The following is a 15,657-nucleotide window of genomic DNA, read 5'->3' as shown; positions in this document are numbered from 1 at the left end:
CATGAAGTCGCGTAAGGACACTGCTTGTACGGTCGCGCTGTGCGCGGCATTCATCGCCGGCCAGGCCTGGGCGCTGGACAACGTCGGCGCGCCCGCCGCCGGGGTGAACCAGGCGACGGCCGTCAGCCCGAGCGCGGTCATGAACCCCAACCAGGCCAGCGCGGCGACTGTCGCGGCGGCGGCCAATGCCGCCAGCGTCTCGCCCGCGGCGCCCGCCGCCGCGCCGCTCGAACCCGCCCCGCCCATGCCCGAAGTGCTGCCGGAAGCGGGGCTCATGCCCGAGCAAGGCGGCGTGGCGGCGATGTCTGAAAAAGCCGTGGCCGGCATCCCGCTCGAAGACGGCGGTGAACTGGTGCTGGGCCCGGAGGAAAAAGTCAGCAGCGACGATCACAAGGCCGCCGCGCAACGCTTCGCGCACATGAAGAAAGACGGCAAGCTCTCCGCCAGCAGCGATCTCGATCGCGAAGTGCCGCGCATCCTGCAACGTGAAAAGGCCGGCGACATCCGCGGCGCACTCACTGCCGCGCGCAACGCGCTCGTGCGTCTGCCCAACCATCAGAACCTGCGCCAGATCACCGCGCGCCTGCAGATAGCCAACGGCGACTACGGTTCAGCGCTGTTGACCTTGGCGCCGCTGCTGGAAATCGATCATGACAACTGGCTGCCGTTCTACTGGGCGGGCGTGGCCGAACTCATGCAGCTCAATCTCGACAACGCACGCGCCTATCTCGTGCGCGCCTGTTCGCTGGACGCGGATCGCGCCGAGCCGTGGATTGCGCGTGCGGTGGTGGAGCAGGAAGCCGGCAATTACGCCGGCTCCTTGCAGTTGTTCATCGTGGCACGGCAGCGCAGCCCGGCGCTGCCCGAGATCCTGAATGGCATCGCCTACTCGCAGGCCATGCTCGAACGCCCGCAGGGGCGCGCGGCGCCAGGCACGCCCGGGCCGGAAGCGTTCGTCAGTCAGCCGCTGCCGGACACCAACTCCGGCGCCGGCACTGCCACCACCACGGCGCCGACGCCGGCGCCGTATACGCGTCCCAAGGTCTCGCCGCAGTCGTTCCGCAATTCACCGGCGCTGTCGACCGGCATGGGTTTCGCGGCGCGCGCCTTCATGCCCTGAGCCAGGGCGGGCGGCTCAGCCCCGCTGGCGCCGGCCTCGCGTGGCCAAGGCCACCAGGCCCGCACCGAGCAACCATGCCGGCGCGGGCAAAGGCACCGCGGCCACGCGGATGTTGTCGATACCCGCCGCGTCGTCCAGGCCGTCGATGGTCAGGAACACCGTGCTGAAGGCCTGGTCTTGCGTGATGCCGAAGAAGCGCAGGCTGCCGTTGTTCGCGTTCGAACCCACCGTTTCCAGCGTGATGCCGCCGGCAAAGGCGCCGACGTCGGTGCTCAGGCTGATGTGGCCGCCCAGCACTTCGATGTCCGTGAGATCGAAACCGAAAGCCGTGGCCGGCCCCGCGAGCGAGAAGGTGAGGGTGCCTACCGGCTGGTTGGCACGATAGACCGAGAGGTATTGCGTGCCGTCAGTGGCGAATGAACCGAAACCGTCGGACGGCACATTGGCCGCGCTCTGCACGCCCATGGGCGTGCTCGGCGACGACACCGTCAAAAGCGGCGTGACTATCGGCGCCACCGCGCGCACGCCGGGCGCCGAAGCTTCGAAGCTTTCCAGCACCGTGCTGCCGGCGGCGGTGGCGAAGTCGGTGGCCGAGGTGAAGCTGAGGTTGGCCGCACTGCTCACGGCCGGTAGGGAGGCAAGGGTCAGGGTCAAGGCGAGTCTGCGGAACATGGGGCACCTCCATGGAAGAACGATTGTCTATGGCCGCAATTTACCACTCGCTTCGTGGGGTGGGGCGTGGTTAAAAACGGGAACACACCGCACTTTGCGCCTTGCCGCGCGCTCCGCCACGACGCGCGCCATCGCCTGCCACGGTTTGCTAGCATGAAGCCCCTTTCGTCCCCGAGGCTCATTGCATGTTGAAGCGCCTGTCTTCCGCCATCGTGTTCGCGCTGATGGCCACCGCCGCCCATGCCGAGGAACCGGCTGCTTACATCGTCACTCCCGCCGACGGCGCCACGGTCAAGAGTCCGTTCACCGTGGTGTTCGGCCTGCGCAATCCGTGGGGCGTGGCGCCGGCCGGCACCAAGCTCGACAACACCGGCCATCATCATCTCTTGATCGATACGCCGCTGCCCGACCTCACCCAGCCCATCGCCAAGGACGACCAGCATCGCCATTTCGGCGGCGGCCAGACCGAAACCACCGTGACCCTGCCGCCCGGCAAACACACGCTGCAGTTGCTCTTGGGCGACTTCGCCCACGTGCCGCATCAGCCGCCGGTGATGTCGAAGCCGATCACGGTGACGGTGGAATAGTCGAAAGATTTTTAGAAGGACTCGCGGACAAGCCGCGGCCGGCGTCACGACGACGCCGGCCGGGTAGAGACAAGGACTCAGTCGGAAACGAAGTGCGGCCAGCCAGCCATGTAGTTGATGAAGGCCTGGCCCAGGAACTGCGACTTCAGATGCGCGCGCGACACCGGCAGCTCCAGCGGCTGGAAGTCGGCCTTGGCGGCGAGCTTGGGGAAGTCGTGATGGATGATGGCGGCGCGCCCGATCAGCGCGAAGTCCACGTTCGATTCCATCACCGCTTTCACGTGTTCCGGGCGACGGATCTTGCCCGCCACGCCAAGACGCGTGCGGCCACGCTTCAACTCCGTGAAATAGCTCATGAGGTTGCGGCCCTTGAGCGCCGCGTCTTCCGGCTCGGCGAACACATCCCACAGCGACATGTCGATGTAGTCGATTTGATCTTCATCCATCAGACGCTGCGCGACCGCGCGCGCATCGGCGATGTTCATGCCGAAGCGTTCCGGTGACAGGCGCACGCCCACCTGGAAGTTGGCGCCGCAACGCTGGCGAATGCCCTTGATGACTTCGAACAACGGACGCGAGCGGTTCTCCAGCGAGCCGCCGTAGCCGTCGGTGCGCTGATTGGTCTCGCCGCTCAGGAACTGGCACAACAGGTAGCCATGGGCGCCGTGCAGTTCCACGCCGTCGAAGCCGGCTTTCTCGGCGCGCTCGGCGCCCTTGATGAACGCTTCGATCGACTGCTCGATCTCCGACACCGTCATGGCGCGCGCCTTGAACTCGGCGTTGTCCGACGGACACCACGGCTGGTGGCCGATGATGTCGGCCGGCGAACGCATGCCGCCGTGGTAGAGCTGCACCGAGGACACGCTGCCGGCGGCGCGGATGGCATCGGCGAGACGCGTAAGGCCGGGCAACAGCGCATCGTCGAAGATACCGAGTTGGCCGGGAAAGCCCTGGCCGCTTTTCATCGACGTGGGCGGCGCAGGTCATGGTGTGGCCGAAACCACCCACGGCGCGCATGCGCAGCCAGTTGAATTCATCGTCGGACAGACTGCCATCGGCGTGGCTCTGGCAGTTGGTCAGGGGCGCGAGCATGAAGCGATTCTTCATGGCCGGGCCGCGCGCGAAGGCGAGCGAGTCGAACATGTCGGACATGGAACGGGGGTCTCCGTGGATGCGGTTGGAATGGGGCGCGTTGAGCGCCGCCGGGAGTGTAATCACCGGGCGTGAATTTAACCATCCGGCCTATCGGGTTATCGCCGCGTCCCATGGCCCTGCGTACACTCAGGCCAAGCCCACCCACGCCAGCCGCCAGGAGCGCCCCCATGAAGATCGGCACCGTCTATCCGCAGATCGAACTGAACGGCGACCCGGACGCCGTGCGTCGCTACGCCCTTGCCACCGAAGCCCTGGGCTACGACCACCTCCTGGCCTACGACCACGTGCTCGGCGCCAGCCACGACCGCGAACCGAAACTATGGGGCCCCTATACCGAGAAAGACCCCTTCCACGATCCCCTCATCATGTTCGCCTACCTCGCCGGCCTCGTGCCCCGGCTGGAATTCGCCACCGGCGTCATCATCCTCCCGCAACGCCAGACCGCCCTCGTCGCCCGCCAGGTGGCGGACCTGGACCTGCTCTCCGGCCAACGCCTGCGCTTCGGCATCGGCGTCGGCTGGAACTACCCCGAGTTCCAGGCCCTGGGCCAGGACTTCAGCACCCGCGGCGCACGCACCGACGAACAGATGGCCCTGCTGCGCCGTTACTGGACCGAACCGATGGTGACCTTCAAAGGCCGCTTCGACGAAGTGGACAAGTGCAATCTCATTCCTTTACCCAAGCGCCCGATCCCGATCTGGGTGGGCGGCTTCGAAGAGCCCGCGTTCCGGCGAGGAGGGAGACTGGGCGATGGTTTCATGTTTGCCGGCAGTGAGCCCTTGAAGCATCTTGCGCGGGTCAAGCATCACTTGGCGGAGGCGGGGAGATCGATTGACGGGTTCGGGCTCGAGTTCATTACCAATGCTTCACGCAGTGTGGACGAGGTGGTGGAGATGGCAAAGGTGTGGCGGGATGCGGGCGGCACCCATTTATCGGTGTGCACGATGGGGATGGGGTTTCGGTGTGTGGAGGAGCATGTTGGGTTTATTGCGGAGGTGAGGGTTAGGGGGGGGTAGGGGGCGGCCTCGTAAATGGAACGTTTGACGTCTAGTTGCTGTTAGGTCGCTCGGAAACCATTATGAAAGGTGAATTTTTCATTGGAGTGCTTTTCGGCATTGTCGCTACGACGATGATTGTCGCTGGAGTACTGTCCTTCCTCTCCCACGGTGCATTGTTAACGGCAATTCAAGCTGCAGCCTCCGTCGCGGTCGCGGCAAGCGCTACCGTCGCATACAGAGCTTATCGGTCAAACCTTACGCGCCACGCCATGGACGACAGCCGAGATCGGTCGGAGAAATACTTAGACGAAGCAATAAAGCTACTTGAGCGCGCCCACCTCATCTTCGTCCCGAATGGAGCGGTCCTGCCACCCAACGACCGTCTGTTGTGGCTAACGACGGCCCGATTCTTGATTAGATTTAGACATATGGCTGAAAGAGTGACCGAAGCAGACCATATCGCTATCGCCGCAGAGAACGAGGAATTCTATCGACTCAAGTTCCGGGCAACCTTGGATGCATCGAATGCGCATTTCACGATCGCTTACTTCATGCCGAGCGGCACGCCATACGACGCCACAAATATTGCGCGGCTCTCCATTGTGTGATTTTCGATTTCGCAAAATGGCGTCCCGGCGCTGAAGACCGTTAGAACAGGTAAATGAAAAGAAGCTTTTGCAATGGATGCGGTGCCCGATGAATTCGACGGGGTAACGGACTACCTTCAACTCTTCGAAAAATTCTGGGCCGAGGTCGAAACTATCAAGCGGGAATCCGATGGCCGCGCAACCTAACCAGCCAATGGAGCGGACGCCTCAGCGCTGCGCGCTGGCGCGCCGCCCATCGGCGCGTTAGCTTGACGCGCTTACTTCCGTGCCCCGGCCATTCAGGGGAGAAAATCGCGTCCGACCCGTAACACCCGCTGCGACAAGCGGTGGCCACAAATTCAACATATACAGCGCCAGGTCTTTGCCGCTAACCTAGGCTCCGCTATGTCCTCGGGGAATCTCATGAGTTCCGATTCCATCAAGTCTTTGACTTCGTCCCAAATTCAGGCAATCCGCGAACGATGGAAAAATGACTCATCGTTCATTGGATTTCCGGATGCCGAGCGCGACACGGTGCAAAACCGCTGGTTCGAGAACCTACTGGTTCAACCTGATTGGTTTTCAAATGCAATTTCGAAGACCGTAACCGTTGCAGTCGCCCGTAAGGGTGCAGGGAAATCGGCCGTGCGCCTGACAAGCATCGAGCGGCGCAAGTCGGATTCTCGTACGCTCATCGTAGAAGCGTCAGCTGACGAACTGGCTTCGCTCCATGCCGAACGCTTGGCAAAGGCGGCAGAGCGCGGCTATGGCGCGGTCGCCGATTGGATGCAAATTTACGCGGACTTGATTTGCCGACGACTTGCTCAGGAAATGAGCGGCAGGCTCATCGCAAATGATGACGAAATTGCACTACGCGCGTGGGCCAAGATAAAAGGCATAACCGAGCGCGACTTCGGAGAGCGCATCGTCGATGTTATAAGAACTCTCGTCCCATGGGCAAAGAGCGTCGCAGCCGAGAATTGCGATCTAGAAAAAGAAAGCGCACCTCGGATAGCCCGCGTCGCCAACGCCGCTTGCTTTGCTCTTTTTGTAGATGACTTCGATAACTTACAGGAAGAGGGAGGCGCAACCAATGTCCGGCTGATTCGAGATGCTATTGAGGCCGCAGATCGAATTACCCACCATAACAAAAGCGCAGAGGTTCATTTGTTCATGCGTCAGGACCTGTGGTTAAACATTAACCCAGGTTGGCACTATGCTGACAAGGTCAGCGGAATCGTTCACCTAAATTGGGATGTGTCGGATCTGCGAGAGTGGACCGCGCAGCGCCTCCGACTCGCTATTGGAATAGCGCTGGATGTCAATCCGAAGCAAATTCGTGTGCCATTCGACGACATGTGGCATGTATTTATTACTCCGCAAGTAACGCTAAAGAATAGATCAACAAGCGACTCGTTCAGCTACTTTGTCCGGCGCTCTATGTATACACCTCGCAGTTTGCGGGCAATGATTAAATTCGCGCTGGACGGCGCGGAAAGATTGCCTGTCCCGGAGCTTGTGATTCAAGATGCAGAGTGGACCTATTCAACTGACCAACTGGAATTCTTGAAGACTGAGTTCGGTGGGCTGTGCGATGGCCTGGACATCTGTTTACAGTCATTTACTGGAAAGCCTCTTGAATGGATTGCGTCGGATTTGTATAAGCATCTCCGTGGATTGATCGGAAACGGACAGGTAAAGCTCCAAAACGGAGTTTCGTACGGAGACCCTGATATCGCCCTCGCCCGCTTTTTGTACAGAATAGGCTTCTTGGAGGTGCGCTACCCACAGGACGACCGCTATGAAGTGCGGGACGTAATGCGGCACCCGGACCATTGGAAAAGCGTACGTACTGACGACGCCGTTAAATGGGCAGTGCGTAGTGCGTTCTTCAATGGGCTAAAGTCGTTTCGATCGTGAAATCGCACTGGGTCCGCCAATCGTCGCGCGCCTGCCAATCCCCGAGGCAGAGAATCGAACTCAAATCCGATCCCTATGAACGCCAGACGTCAAGCGCCTAACCAGCCGTTGGAGCGGACGCCTCCGCGCTTAGCGCTTCGGGGCCGCCCAAGGGCGCGTTGGGCTTTACTCTGTCCCCTGCAAGTGGCTGCACCTATGGTCACAGCACGGGGTAGAGCATTCCAGAAGCTTGTTTCGGAAGTGGCTAGAGCGTTCGATTCGGACGCTGTAGTTACTGAAGGCGAATGGGTGCCGGGCCCCGATGGCCGCCTCGATATGGATGTTGCTATACGGGGATATATTGAGGCACGACCCGTCCTCGTCGTTGTCGAATGCAAGGACTTTAGTCTAAGCGCGACAGGCAAAGTCGGAAGAGAATTCGTCGATGCGTTAGATGCAAAGCGACACGACCTTGGCGCAACAGTTGCAATTATCTGCAGTAACTCAGGGTTTACAGCTGACGCGTTACGCAAAGCAAAACGCAAAGGTATCGGCATGATTTCTGTTTTGCGGGAAGGCGATGATCGCGTAAAAGCTGAGATTCAAGAGGAATTAATTCTCCGCTGTATCTACTTTGGGGATTGGCGCTTTACCTATCATAGCGAAACCAATATTGCCGAAGCGCTAGAGAGCCATCACCTGCATTCTGTCAAATTCGGCGCCCGATCGCTTGACGCTTGGCTGCAATATCGCGCCTTTCTCGTCGCTAAGGAGAATCCTTCCGTCAATACCCGTTTGCGAGCTTCATTTCGATTCACTAAACCTTTGGCCTTCTGTTGCGGAGCCAATCCAATCACGCTCAGCGGAGCTGAAGTGGGATTCATATACCGAACGGAGTGGCGTCGCCAGACCATACGCCTTGACGCCACCCTCGGAATATACGACTACTTGAGGGGGCGTTCGACTTGCTCTGGCGAGAATCAGTACATGATCAACGGAGTCGACTGGGACACCGCTGACCCGTGCGAACTGCCGAGCGATTGGACGCCAGTACCGACGGCCTTGCTGCCGGGAGAAATGATCGTTGAGATAGTTATCGTTGACGGAATGGATCTAGCGGTTTCAATTTCTCTCCCAGACCTTGAAAGGCACGTTCTCCCCGAGGACTTGCTGTGCAACATCGTACCCTAGGCCTAATTTGTCAATGTGGCGGAATCCTTCGGGCTGCGCGGTTCGCAGTCGCTCATCGGCACGTTTTATTTCATCGGTAGGCAGTGCCTATCTTTAAGGAAGCACTAAAGTGGATGAGCGACGCAATAAGCGCAATCCTCGGAGCCGTTTTCGGGGCGCGACCGCGGTCTGGGACATGACGGTCGCAAAGGAGAAGACCGTACCGACCTATCTTTGAAATTCATTCTGAAACGCTAGAGAAGCAGAAGGAGATCTCAGAAGTAGTCGCGATTCTAGAGAACCCAGATGTCATGAAGGATTCGGCACCGAATGCCGGCCACCACAGAAATCGGGTGCGAAAAATTGCGGATTGGTATGACACTATCGCGCTCTGCTATTTGGAACACTTTGCTAATCGAGATCTCTTGGATAAGGCCGGTGTCACAAGACTAATCCGTGAATTCGCGTTAAAGGTAGAGCATCAAATACCGACCCTGTCCGCATGCGAGAAACGATGGGCAAGCGTATATCGATTGAAGGTGGGAAATTTCGGAATAAAAATGGACGGGAAGAATGAAAGAATCTGTAATTAAAGCGTTCGTTGAAATTTCGACTGAAATCGCTGAGCTGGAGAACTCCGGTCTGCGGCGAGATGCGCAAGCAATCGTTGAAATTCTGAGAGGCGCGCTAAATGCGATTGAGTCGCCCGAAGGGGACGTTTCTGTGCTCGGCCCACGAGACACGCAAGGGCGGTCACGCGACCATGAGTTCTACTGTCCGCATTGTGGCCTCATGATTCACGTAGGCAAATAGCGAGTAGACGAATCGACGCCTAACCAGCCGTGACGGGGCGCCTCCGTGATGCGCGCTTCAGTGCCGGTCAACGGCGGGTTAGCGTCCGCCACGTGATTTGCGGGGTGCCCGTCGTCGCCGTCACTCATGTATTCCTCGATGCGTCCATGGGCGCCCCTGTCCGAGGCCAACCCTTTGCTGAGGCTCGTCTCCATCGATGCGTTGAATTTGTCCTGCTTCGTCGCGGCCGTGGGTGGCGCTGCACTACTGGTCTTTCGTCATTTCAGGCGCGGTGCTGAACGCGGGGGCTGAGCGGGCGTGACTTCGAAGCTGGCGAATTTGTGCCAACTTGCGCGTGCCCCAAGTACAATCCGGCGACCGACGGCTCAACCATCGTCCCGGTTAACGTGCGCGTCAATGAGACCTGAGATCTCGGGGCAGCGCGCTGCACGCTGGGTGCGACGATCGCCCACGGTCGTCCCGGGATGCAGCGAACTCGACAATACGAACTAGAGGAAACATTTCATGCCCGCCACCGCGCTCCTCACCCCGATGTTCGCCCTCGCGGCCTGGACGGCCTTCGTGCAAGTGCTCATTCCCATCGCGCGCGTGCGCGCCGCCATGAAGGGGCAGGTGACGGTGGAGGATTTTGCCTTCGGTGAGTCGGGCGCGGTGCCGCCCGAGACCAGTCTTCCGAACCGGAATTACATGAACCTGTTGGAGTTCCCGGTGCTGTTCTACGTGGGCTGTCTCGTGGCTTACACGGCCACGCAGCCCACGCCCCTCATGGTGCAGCTCGCCTGGGCGTTCGTGGTGGCGCGGGTGCTGCATAGCATTGTGCATTTGAGCTATAACAAGGTCGCGCATCGCGGCCTGCTGTTCGGCGCCGGCAACGTGATCCTCGTGACGCTGTGGGTGGTGATCTGGCGTCATTTGCCCGTCGCCTAGGCGGCGGTCGCAACTTCGCCCAGGGGTTCTCTGCGTTTAGGGCCTTGGCGTTCGACGGCGCTGCTTGCGATGATCACCACACCATTCGCCGTAACGAGCGTGCGGCTCGCGCGGCGAGATGAAGACTTCCGACCCATTGAGACCCACCCGACATGAAGATTGAATTCTCCAAGCCCGAGTACCGGGCACTGATTGAGCTCCTCTACCTCGCCGAATGGATGCTCACCGCCTACGACGAAGCGCCGGATCCGAACAAGGAGCGCTTCTACCTCCTGTGTCAGAAAATCTACGCAAGCGCCAAGGCCATGGGCTGTGAAAGCCTGATCACGAACGACAAGAGCCTGCGCGCCTTCGTTCCCACGCCGAAATTGGAAGAGCTGGAAAGCGTTCGCGAAGCCATCGGCGTTTACAACGCCGAATCCTTCTGGGAAGAGCTCATCGAGCGCCTGGTCGAGCGCGACATGACGGCGATGATCTCCAACCTGCCCAAGGAGCCGGCGACGCCGGAAGAATTTTGGGAACTGGCCGCGCCTATCGAAGAGAAATACTCCGAAGAGTTTGCGAGCAACGGTGTGCGAAGGCTGAAGATTGGTGACGCCTGAACACCCGCCGGCGGCGCCCGAGGCCGCCGACGTGGATCACACGCAGGTCGCCGCCGCCTACGACGCGCTTGCCGAAAGGTGGCGCGATGGCGAGTTCCCTCAACACAATGGCATTGCCCATCACCGCCAGGCGCTGGCCCTGCTCGGCGCGCGTGGCGGCGCGGCGCTCAATGTCGGCTGCGGGTGCAATACGCGCTTCAACGCCCTGCTGCGCGAGCATGGCTTGAGCCCGGAAGGCATAGACCTTTCGGCGCGCATGGTGGAGCTCGCGCGGGCCGCTGATAGCAGCGTGCCGATTCATCACGCGGATATCTGCACCTGGCCGATGCCGCGGCCCTATGCCTTCATCAGCGCGTGGGACAGCATTTGGCACGTCGCCCTAAACGCGCAGCGGGCACTGCTGTTGAAACTGATGGGCGCGCTCGCGCCGGGTGGCGTGCTGCTGTTCACCGCCGGCGGGCTGGACGGCCCGGCCGAACATCACGATGTGTACATGGGCCCCGAGCTTTACTACGCATCCCTCGGCATTCCGGCCCTGCTCGAGGTCATCGCGCAGGGCCAGTGCATTTGCCGGCATCTCGAATTCGACCAGCTGCCGGAGAAGCACCTCGTGGTCATCGCCCAGCGTGGCGGCTAGACCAGCGGGGCACGGCCGTCACCGCTACGCTTAATCAGAGCATCCTGAAGTCATGCAGCTCAGCCGCCGTCGCCGCCCTTCGGCAGCTTGGGCAGCCCGTCGTTGATCAGCGAGACGTCCATCAGGCTCTCCGCGCAATGCATGTGCTTGCTCGGCGCCCATGGTTCGCTGCGCGCCAGGACTTGATCATCGAACAAGGTCGGGAAGGCGCCCAGCGTCGAGATCTGCTGGCCGCCAAACGGGCCGTTGTAGCTATTGAAGACCTTGCTGCCGCAGTTGGTGCAAAAGTGTCGGCGCAGATAGGCGCGCAGGGTTTCCGAGCGCGTATACCATTTCAAGAATTCCTGGCCCTGGGTGATCTCGAAATCGGTGTCGGGCAGCCACGCCACCGCGTACACCGGCGCCGCGTGCGCCTGCCGGCAAGCCACGCAATGGCAATAGCCGGTCTGCAGCGGCTGCGCCTGGCCGGGAATGCGGAATCGCACTTCGCCGCAGTAGCAGCCGCCGAGCACGTCGTGGGTGTGGTCTGTCGCCATGGGGCCTCGTTTTCCATTGGCACGCTTTGCTAACCTGCTCGGCAATCTAACACACCACCGCGCCGTGGCCCGGCGCGAGAGGCCAGCCCTTGGAGGCACCCATGGACATCAATCCCCTCGCCACCTTGGACGCCGTGCAACCGCATGACCTCGACACCGGCCCGGTGGTGGTGCTGAACCTTCTCAAGTTCAAGCCGGGCGATGCCCTCACGCCTTACCTGGAATACATACGGCAGGTCACCGCGCAGTGCGCGGACAGCGGCATCGAACTCATCTACGCCGGGCAGTTGAAAGAACAGGTCCAGGGCAATATCGGTGACTGGGACGTGGTGCTGGTGGTGCGCTACCCGAGCCGTCGCCATTGCTATGAAATGTTTCGCTCGGAGAAATACCAGGCCCTGAACTACCTCGCCGAGCAGGCGCTGGAGAAACGCGTGCTGTGGCCGTCCGAACCCTTGCTGCCCTACAAGACCCGCACCATCGAATTCGAGGGCGGCGCCTGGCTGCCCTTACTCGCCACCTAGCCCTGTAGGTGCGAATTCATTCGCACACCCAGCGCGCCCCCCCTTCCCCGCGTGTACCCGCCATCCCGTGGCCACTGTGATTATTCCCATAGCGCGCCCTTGCGTCGCGGATCTACTCTGCCTGTGAGCGCTCACGGGCCGGCCCGGCCATCTCGTCACGGCCGCGATCGAAAGTATTGAGTCGCGCAGTTGTTCTAAACGGAAGGAGACAACGATGTCCCAAGACCCTGTAAGCACTTTGCAAGCGACGCTCGGGCTGATCCTGTCGGTCAGCATCGCGTCCGAAAGGCTGGTGGAAATCATCAAGGGCATGAGTGCCTGGCTCAATGAAGCCAAGCCCGACCCGCGCGCGGAAGGGTGTCGACGCTCGGCGCTGCAGGCCTTGGCGGTGGCGTCGGGCATTGCTACCGCGTTCCTGGCCCAACCCTTGCTGGCCCCCATGTACTCCGAAATGTCCGATCACCGCCTGGCCTGTGTGGCCGTCGGCCTCCTCGCCAGCGGTGGGTCGGGCTTCTGGAACGCCATCCTGTCCTACGTGCTGCAGGTCAAGGAACTGAAGAAGCAGGAAGTGATCACCGCCCAGTCGCCGGCTGTCGGCGGCTTCAATGCACTCAATCTCGGCGCCGAGCAGGTGACGTCCAACGAATGCTACGACGTGGAGGACAAGTGAGATGAACTGGCGAACCGCGAATTCCCCTTGTCCGTCTCCGGGACCAAATCAACGCCCTGGCGCCCAACCGTTCGAAGGCCAGCGACGGCACCATCGGCGACGCCGCCCACGCGTCGCGCTCATCGGATCACAACCCGTGGGTGATTGATGGTGGCCTCGGTGTCGTCACCGCGCTAGACATCACCCACGACGTCGCCCACGGCTGCGATGTGCAGAAAGTCGTCGATGCCCTGGTCGCGAGTCGCGATGTTCGCATCAAGTACCTGATCTGGAACAAGCAGATCCTGAGCTCGACGGTCAGCCCGTGGACATGGCGGCCCTACACCGGCAAGAACCCGCATGACCATCATTTCCACCTGTCGGTGAAACCCGACAAGACGTTCTACGATTCGGTGGAAAAATGGGAATTGCCGGCAGCACTGTAAGCCGGGCATAACGCAATCATCGTTTCGAGTAGCGGCCACATGCCGAGCCGCCCGATTACTCGAACTGGGATATCGGTCAAGACAGGAGGCCAGCATGGCCAAGAGACTCAGTTTCTATAAGTTCGATCGGGCACTCGTCTCCGGTCGCATTCCGATGGAGCGGCTTTCTGAATACGTCTGCCTGGATGAATTGTCGCCGGTGCCGCAGCTCATCTTCCGGGCGGACGCCCTGACCGACACGCCACCCGCGAGCTACGACCTCGACGACCGTATCTACCAATACCTGCGTTCGCGTCGTGAGCGCGAGCGTTTCCGCAACGAGACCTATACCTATCTCAGCGCGAAGTCGGTCGTTGCCGAGGGCGATTCCTGGTTCGACCTGCCGGCCTTCCTGAATCGCCTCGCCATCGCCGACTGGATAGACGAGCACCGCCGCTTGCGCATGAACAACATCGCACGATGGGGCCATACGCTCGGGCAGATCGTGGCCAAGCGCGAATACATCACCGTGCTGAAGCGCGACAAGCCCGACTATTTCATGTTCGGCGCCGGCGGTAATGATCTGCAGGAGTCGCTGGCGAAGGGTGATTTGCTGTTCACCTACCAGGCCGGGCGACTCCCCGCCGACTACATCACACCCACCGGCATGGCCTTGTTCGCGAGGATCGAGACCACGCTTGCGTCGGTCTACCAGGAGGTGTCGGGGTTGTACCCGGCGATGCGGATCTTCTGCCACGGCTATGACTACCCGCGCCCGGAAGTCGGACGGGGCCGCTACATCGGGCAATACCTGACCGCGCTCGGCATTCCGGATGCCGAGGCGCCCGCCATCGTTGCCGCCATCATCGACGAGTTGAACCAGCGCGTGAGGAACGCCGCCGTTTCCTACCCGAGCGTCACGTACCTAGATTGCCGCCGCGCGACCAAGACTTACACTTGGCGCGATGACATGCATCCATCAAACGACGGCTTCGAGGCCCTGGCCAAGATGTTCGAAGACGCCATGCATTAGACGCCGGCTCTTCGTAGGTGCGAATTCATTCGCACATTGACCGACGATGTGCCCTGTCAGACTGAAGTCTGACCCACGAGGAAATAGCGGGTCGACTTGTGGGTCGGGCTTGAGTCTGACATTGAAATCCCGAACACCAGTGTGCGAATGAATTCGCACCTACAGGGCAAGGCGAGCTGGATCAGCCGAACACCGGCGCGCGAATTTATTCGCACATTGAACGGCGATGTGCCCTGTCAGACTGAAGTCGTGACCCACGAGGAAATAGTGGATCGACCTGTGGGTCGGACTTCAGTCTGACATTGAAATCTCGAACACCAATGTGCGAATGAATTCGCACCCGCAGGGCAAGGCGCGTCGGCTCAGCCGAACACCACCCGCGGAAAATAAAACGACACCACCCAGTTCGGCATGTCGACGATTTCGCTGATGCGAAGATCGCCGCATACCGAGCACAGCATGTAGGCATCGATGGCTGCCATGCCGTGTTGGGCGGCGAGCAAGTCAATCATGTTGCGCAGTGCGTCGCGCGCTGCCGCCATCAGGTCCGGGCCGATGCCGGTGGTGACTTCGTAGCCCGCGCCATCCAGGTGCCGTGACACCGGCCCTGGTGTCGTAAAGCGCGGCGTCGCCAGCGGCGTGTTCTTGATGAGTTCGAATTTCGCCGCGATGGAACACGCGGTTTCGATGGCGGTGCCACAGATCTCGCCATCGCCCTGCGCGGCATGCGCATCGCCGAGACTGAACAGGCCGCCGGCCACTTCCACCGGCAGGTAGAGCTCGGTGCCGGCGGCGAGATCGCGGATGTCCATGTTGCCGCCCACGCGTCGCGGCGGCACGATGGAATGGTGGCCGGCTTCCGCCGGCGCAAGACCAATCGTGCCGCACATCGGTTTCAGCGGCACGCGTCCGCCGGGGCCGTACAGCGCCGGCGTGCGCGAGGTCACGTCGTAATGCCAATGATGCAGATGCGGCGCGGGAAATTGATCCGCCAACAGGCCGAAGCCCGGAATATTGCCGGTCCAGCCCCAGCCCGAGGGCGTGAAGTCCAGCAGCGTGACCTTGATGACGTCGCCGGGCGCGGCGCCATCGATGAACACCGGCCCCACCACCGGGTTGACGCGCTCGAAGTCGAGGCGCGTCAGCTCCTCGGCGACCGACTTTGGATTGAGCTGGCCATCCGAGGCATCGAGCGCCTGGAATTCAATCGACTCGCCGGGCGCGATATGCAGCCTCGGCGGGTTGGCATTGTTCCAGCCGCGATGGCCTTGGGCGTGATGCAGGGTGTGTTGGCATTTCATGGCGGCAACCATGCGCTCGCCG

At 61.0% G+C, this 15,657-nt stretch carries 15 protein-coding genes and 2 pseudogenes; 13 read left to right on the top strand and 4 right to left on the bottom strand.

The features are described 5' to 3' along the window. Position 1: 1 nt before the first annotated feature. Positions 2 to 1,120, top strand: a complete 1,119-nt coding sequence (locus IPM80_15440) for a hypothetical protein (GenBank protein ID MBK8959770.1) — start codon at positions 2 to 4, stop codon at positions 1,118 to 1,120. A 15-nt stretch (positions 1,121 to 1,135) separates the two neighbouring features. Here IPM80_15440 and IPM80_15435 read toward each other — a convergent pair whose 3' ends face one another. Further along, the gene (locus tag IPM80_15435) at positions 1,136 to 1,792 is read right to left on the bottom strand and encodes a VPLPA-CTERM sorting domain-containing protein (protein MBK8959769.1); all 657 of its coding nucleotides are present in this window, start codon (positions 1,790 to 1,792) and stop codon (positions 1,136 to 1,138) included. Between the two features lie 185 nt (positions 1,793 to 1,977). Between IPM80_15435 and IPM80_15430 the strand changes: the two genes are divergently transcribed. Next, on the top strand, positions 1,978 to 2,379 hold the full coding sequence (locus IPM80_15430; GenBank protein MBK8959768.1) for a DUF4399 domain-containing protein: 402 nt from the start codon (positions 1,978 to 1,980) through the stop codon (positions 2,377 to 2,379). 77 nt (positions 2,380 to 2,456) lie between these two features. Here the strand turns inward: IPM80_15430 and IPM80_15425 are convergent. Further along, positions 2,457 to 3,531, bottom strand: a pseudogene (locus tag IPM80_15425) (NADH:flavin oxidoreductase). Between the two features lie 170 nt (positions 3,532 to 3,701). On the opposite strand from IPM80_15425, the gene IPM80_15420 reads away from it, so the two are divergent. The 7 genes from IPM80_15420 to IPM80_15390 all read left to right on the top strand — a co-directional run bounded on the left by IPM80_15420 (position 3,702) and on the right by IPM80_15390 (position 11,167). Beyond that, positions 3,702 to 4,550 carry an LLM class F420-dependent oxidoreductase gene (locus IPM80_15420; protein ID MBK8959767.1) on the top strand — a complete coding sequence of 283 codons (849 nt, stop codon included), beginning with the start codon at positions 3,702 to 3,704 and terminating at the stop codon, positions 4,548 to 4,550. 62 nt (positions 4,551 to 4,612) lie between these two features. Then, positions 4,613 to 5,140: a hypothetical protein gene (locus IPM80_15415; protein ID MBK8959766.1), complete on the top strand. Its 528-nt coding sequence runs from the start codon at positions 4,613 to 4,615 to the stop codon at positions 5,138 to 5,140. 402 nt (positions 5,141 to 5,542) lie between these two features. After that, positions 5,543 to 7,039 (top strand): hypothetical protein, encoded by a 1,497-nt coding sequence (locus IPM80_15410; protein ID MBK8959765.1) that lies wholly within the window; start codon positions 5,543 to 5,545, stop codon positions 7,037 to 7,039. Between the two features lie 195 nt (positions 7,040 to 7,234). Beyond that, positions 7,235 to 8,209: a DUF2034 domain-containing protein gene (locus IPM80_15405; protein ID MBK8959764.1), complete on the top strand. Its 975-nt coding sequence runs from the start codon at positions 7,235 to 7,237 to the stop codon at positions 8,207 to 8,209. 1,296 nt (positions 8,210 to 9,505) lie between these two features. Then, positions 9,506 to 9,928, top strand: coding sequence for an MAPEG family protein (locus IPM80_15400; GenBank protein ID MBK8959763.1), 423 nt, complete (start codon positions 9,506 to 9,508; stop codon positions 9,926 to 9,928). Positions 9,929 to 10,080: 152 nt separating this feature from the next. Continuing rightward, positions 10,081 to 10,530 carry a hypothetical protein gene (locus IPM80_15395; GenBank protein MBK8959762.1) on the top strand — a complete coding sequence of 150 codons (450 nt, stop codon included), beginning with the start codon at positions 10,081 to 10,083 and terminating at the stop codon, positions 10,528 to 10,530. A 31-nt stretch (positions 10,531 to 10,561) separates the two neighbouring features. Beyond that, entirely contained in the window at positions 10,562 to 11,167 is a 606-nt protein-coding gene (locus IPM80_15390; protein MBK8959761.1) for a class I SAM-dependent methyltransferase, read from the top strand. Positions 11,168 to 11,226: 59 nt separating this feature from the next. Here IPM80_15390 and IPM80_15385 read toward each other — a convergent pair whose 3' ends face one another. Further along, positions 11,227 to 11,703 carry a GFA family protein gene (locus IPM80_15385; GenBank protein MBK8959760.1) on the bottom strand — a complete coding sequence of 159 codons (477 nt, stop codon included), beginning with the start codon at positions 11,701 to 11,703 and terminating at the stop codon, positions 11,227 to 11,229. Between the two features lie 101 nt (positions 11,704 to 11,804). Between IPM80_15385 and IPM80_15380 the strand changes: the two genes are divergently transcribed. The 4 genes and pseudogenes from IPM80_15380 (at position 11,805) to IPM80_15365 (ending at position 14,334) form a co-directional block, all read left to right on the top strand. Continuing rightward, entirely contained in the window at positions 11,805 to 12,227 is a 423-nt protein-coding gene (locus tag IPM80_15380; protein MBK8959759.1) for a DUF1330 domain-containing protein, read from the top strand. A gap of 214 nt (positions 12,228 to 12,441) precedes the next feature. Continuing rightward, entirely contained in the window at positions 12,442 to 12,897 is a 456-nt protein-coding gene (locus IPM80_15375; protein ID MBK8959758.1) for a hypothetical protein, read from the top strand. 1 nt (position 12,898) lies between these two features. Beyond that, positions 12,899 to 13,322: pseudogene (locus IPM80_15370) on the top strand (hypothetical protein). Between the two features lie 94 nt (positions 13,323 to 13,416). Next, entirely contained in the window at positions 13,417 to 14,334 is a 918-nt protein-coding gene (locus IPM80_15365) for an SGNH/GDSL hydrolase family protein (GenBank protein MBK8959757.1), read from the top strand. 362 nt (positions 14,335 to 14,696) lie between these two features. Here IPM80_15365 and IPM80_15360 read toward each other — a convergent pair whose 3' ends face one another. After that, positions 14,697 to 15,635, bottom strand: coding sequence for an acetamidase/formamidase family protein (locus IPM80_15360; protein ID MBK8959756.1), 939 nt, complete (start codon positions 15,633 to 15,635; stop codon positions 14,697 to 14,699). Between the last annotated feature and the right edge of the window lie 22 nt (positions 15,636 to 15,657).

The sequence above is a fragment of the Pseudomonadota bacterium genome (assembly GCA_016719885.1).
GTDB lineage: Bacteria > Pseudomonadota > Gammaproteobacteria.
The sequence above is the reverse complement of the archived record's forward strand: the minus strand, read 5'-3'. Positions and strand labels throughout refer to the sequence as shown.

What these genes read in the sequence shown, in the direction of transcription:
- IPM80_15440 (MBK8959770.1), top strand. Translation starts at nt 2, where the DNA reads ATGAAGTCGCGTAAGGACACTGCTTGTACGGTCGCGCTGTGCGCGGCA.
- IPM80_15435 (MBK8959769.1), bottom strand. Translation starts at nt 1,792, where the DNA reads ATGTTCCGCAGACTCGCCTTGACCCTGACCCTTGCCTCCCTACCGGCC.
- IPM80_15420 (MBK8959767.1), top strand. Translation starts at nt 3,702, where the DNA reads ATGAAGATCGGCACCGTCTATCCGCAGATCGAACTGAACGGCGACCCG.
- IPM80_15430 (MBK8959768.1), top strand. Translation starts at nt 1,978, where the DNA reads ATGTTGAAGCGCCTGTCTTCCGCCATCGTGTTCGCGCTGATGGCCACC.
- IPM80_15375 (MBK8959758.1), top strand. Translation starts at nt 12,442, where the DNA reads ATGTCCCAAGACCCTGTAAGCACTTTGCAAGCGACGCTCGGGCTGATC.
- IPM80_15410 (MBK8959765.1), top strand. Translation starts at nt 5,543, where the DNA reads ATGAGTTCCGATTCCATCAAGTCTTTGACTTCGTCCCAAATTCAGGCA.
- IPM80_15365 (MBK8959757.1), top strand. Translation starts at nt 13,417, where the DNA reads ATGGCCAAGAGACTCAGTTTCTATAAGTTCGATCGGGCACTCGTCTCC.
- IPM80_15395 (MBK8959762.1), top strand. Translation starts at nt 10,081, where the DNA reads ATGAAGATTGAATTCTCCAAGCCCGAGTACCGGGCACTGATTGAGCTC.
- IPM80_15400 (MBK8959763.1), top strand. Translation starts at nt 9,506, where the DNA reads ATGCCCGCCACCGCGCTCCTCACCCCGATGTTCGCCCTCGCGGCCTGG.
- IPM80_15380 (MBK8959759.1), top strand. Translation starts at nt 11,805, where the DNA reads ATGGACATCAATCCCCTCGCCACCTTGGACGCCGTGCAACCGCATGAC.
- IPM80_15385 (MBK8959760.1), bottom strand. Translation starts at nt 11,703, where the DNA reads ATGGCGACAGACCACACCCACGACGTGCTCGGCGGCTGCTACTGCGGC.
- IPM80_15360 (MBK8959756.1), bottom strand. Translation starts at nt 15,635, where the DNA reads ATGAAATGCCAACACACCCTGCATCACGCCCAAGGCCATCGCGGCTGG.
- IPM80_15405 (MBK8959764.1), top strand. Translation starts at nt 7,235, where the DNA reads ATGGTCACAGCACGGGGTAGAGCATTCCAGAAGCTTGTTTCGGAAGTG.
- IPM80_15415 (MBK8959766.1), top strand. Translation starts at nt 4,613, where the DNA reads ATGAAAGGTGAATTTTTCATTGGAGTGCTTTTCGGCATTGTCGCTACG.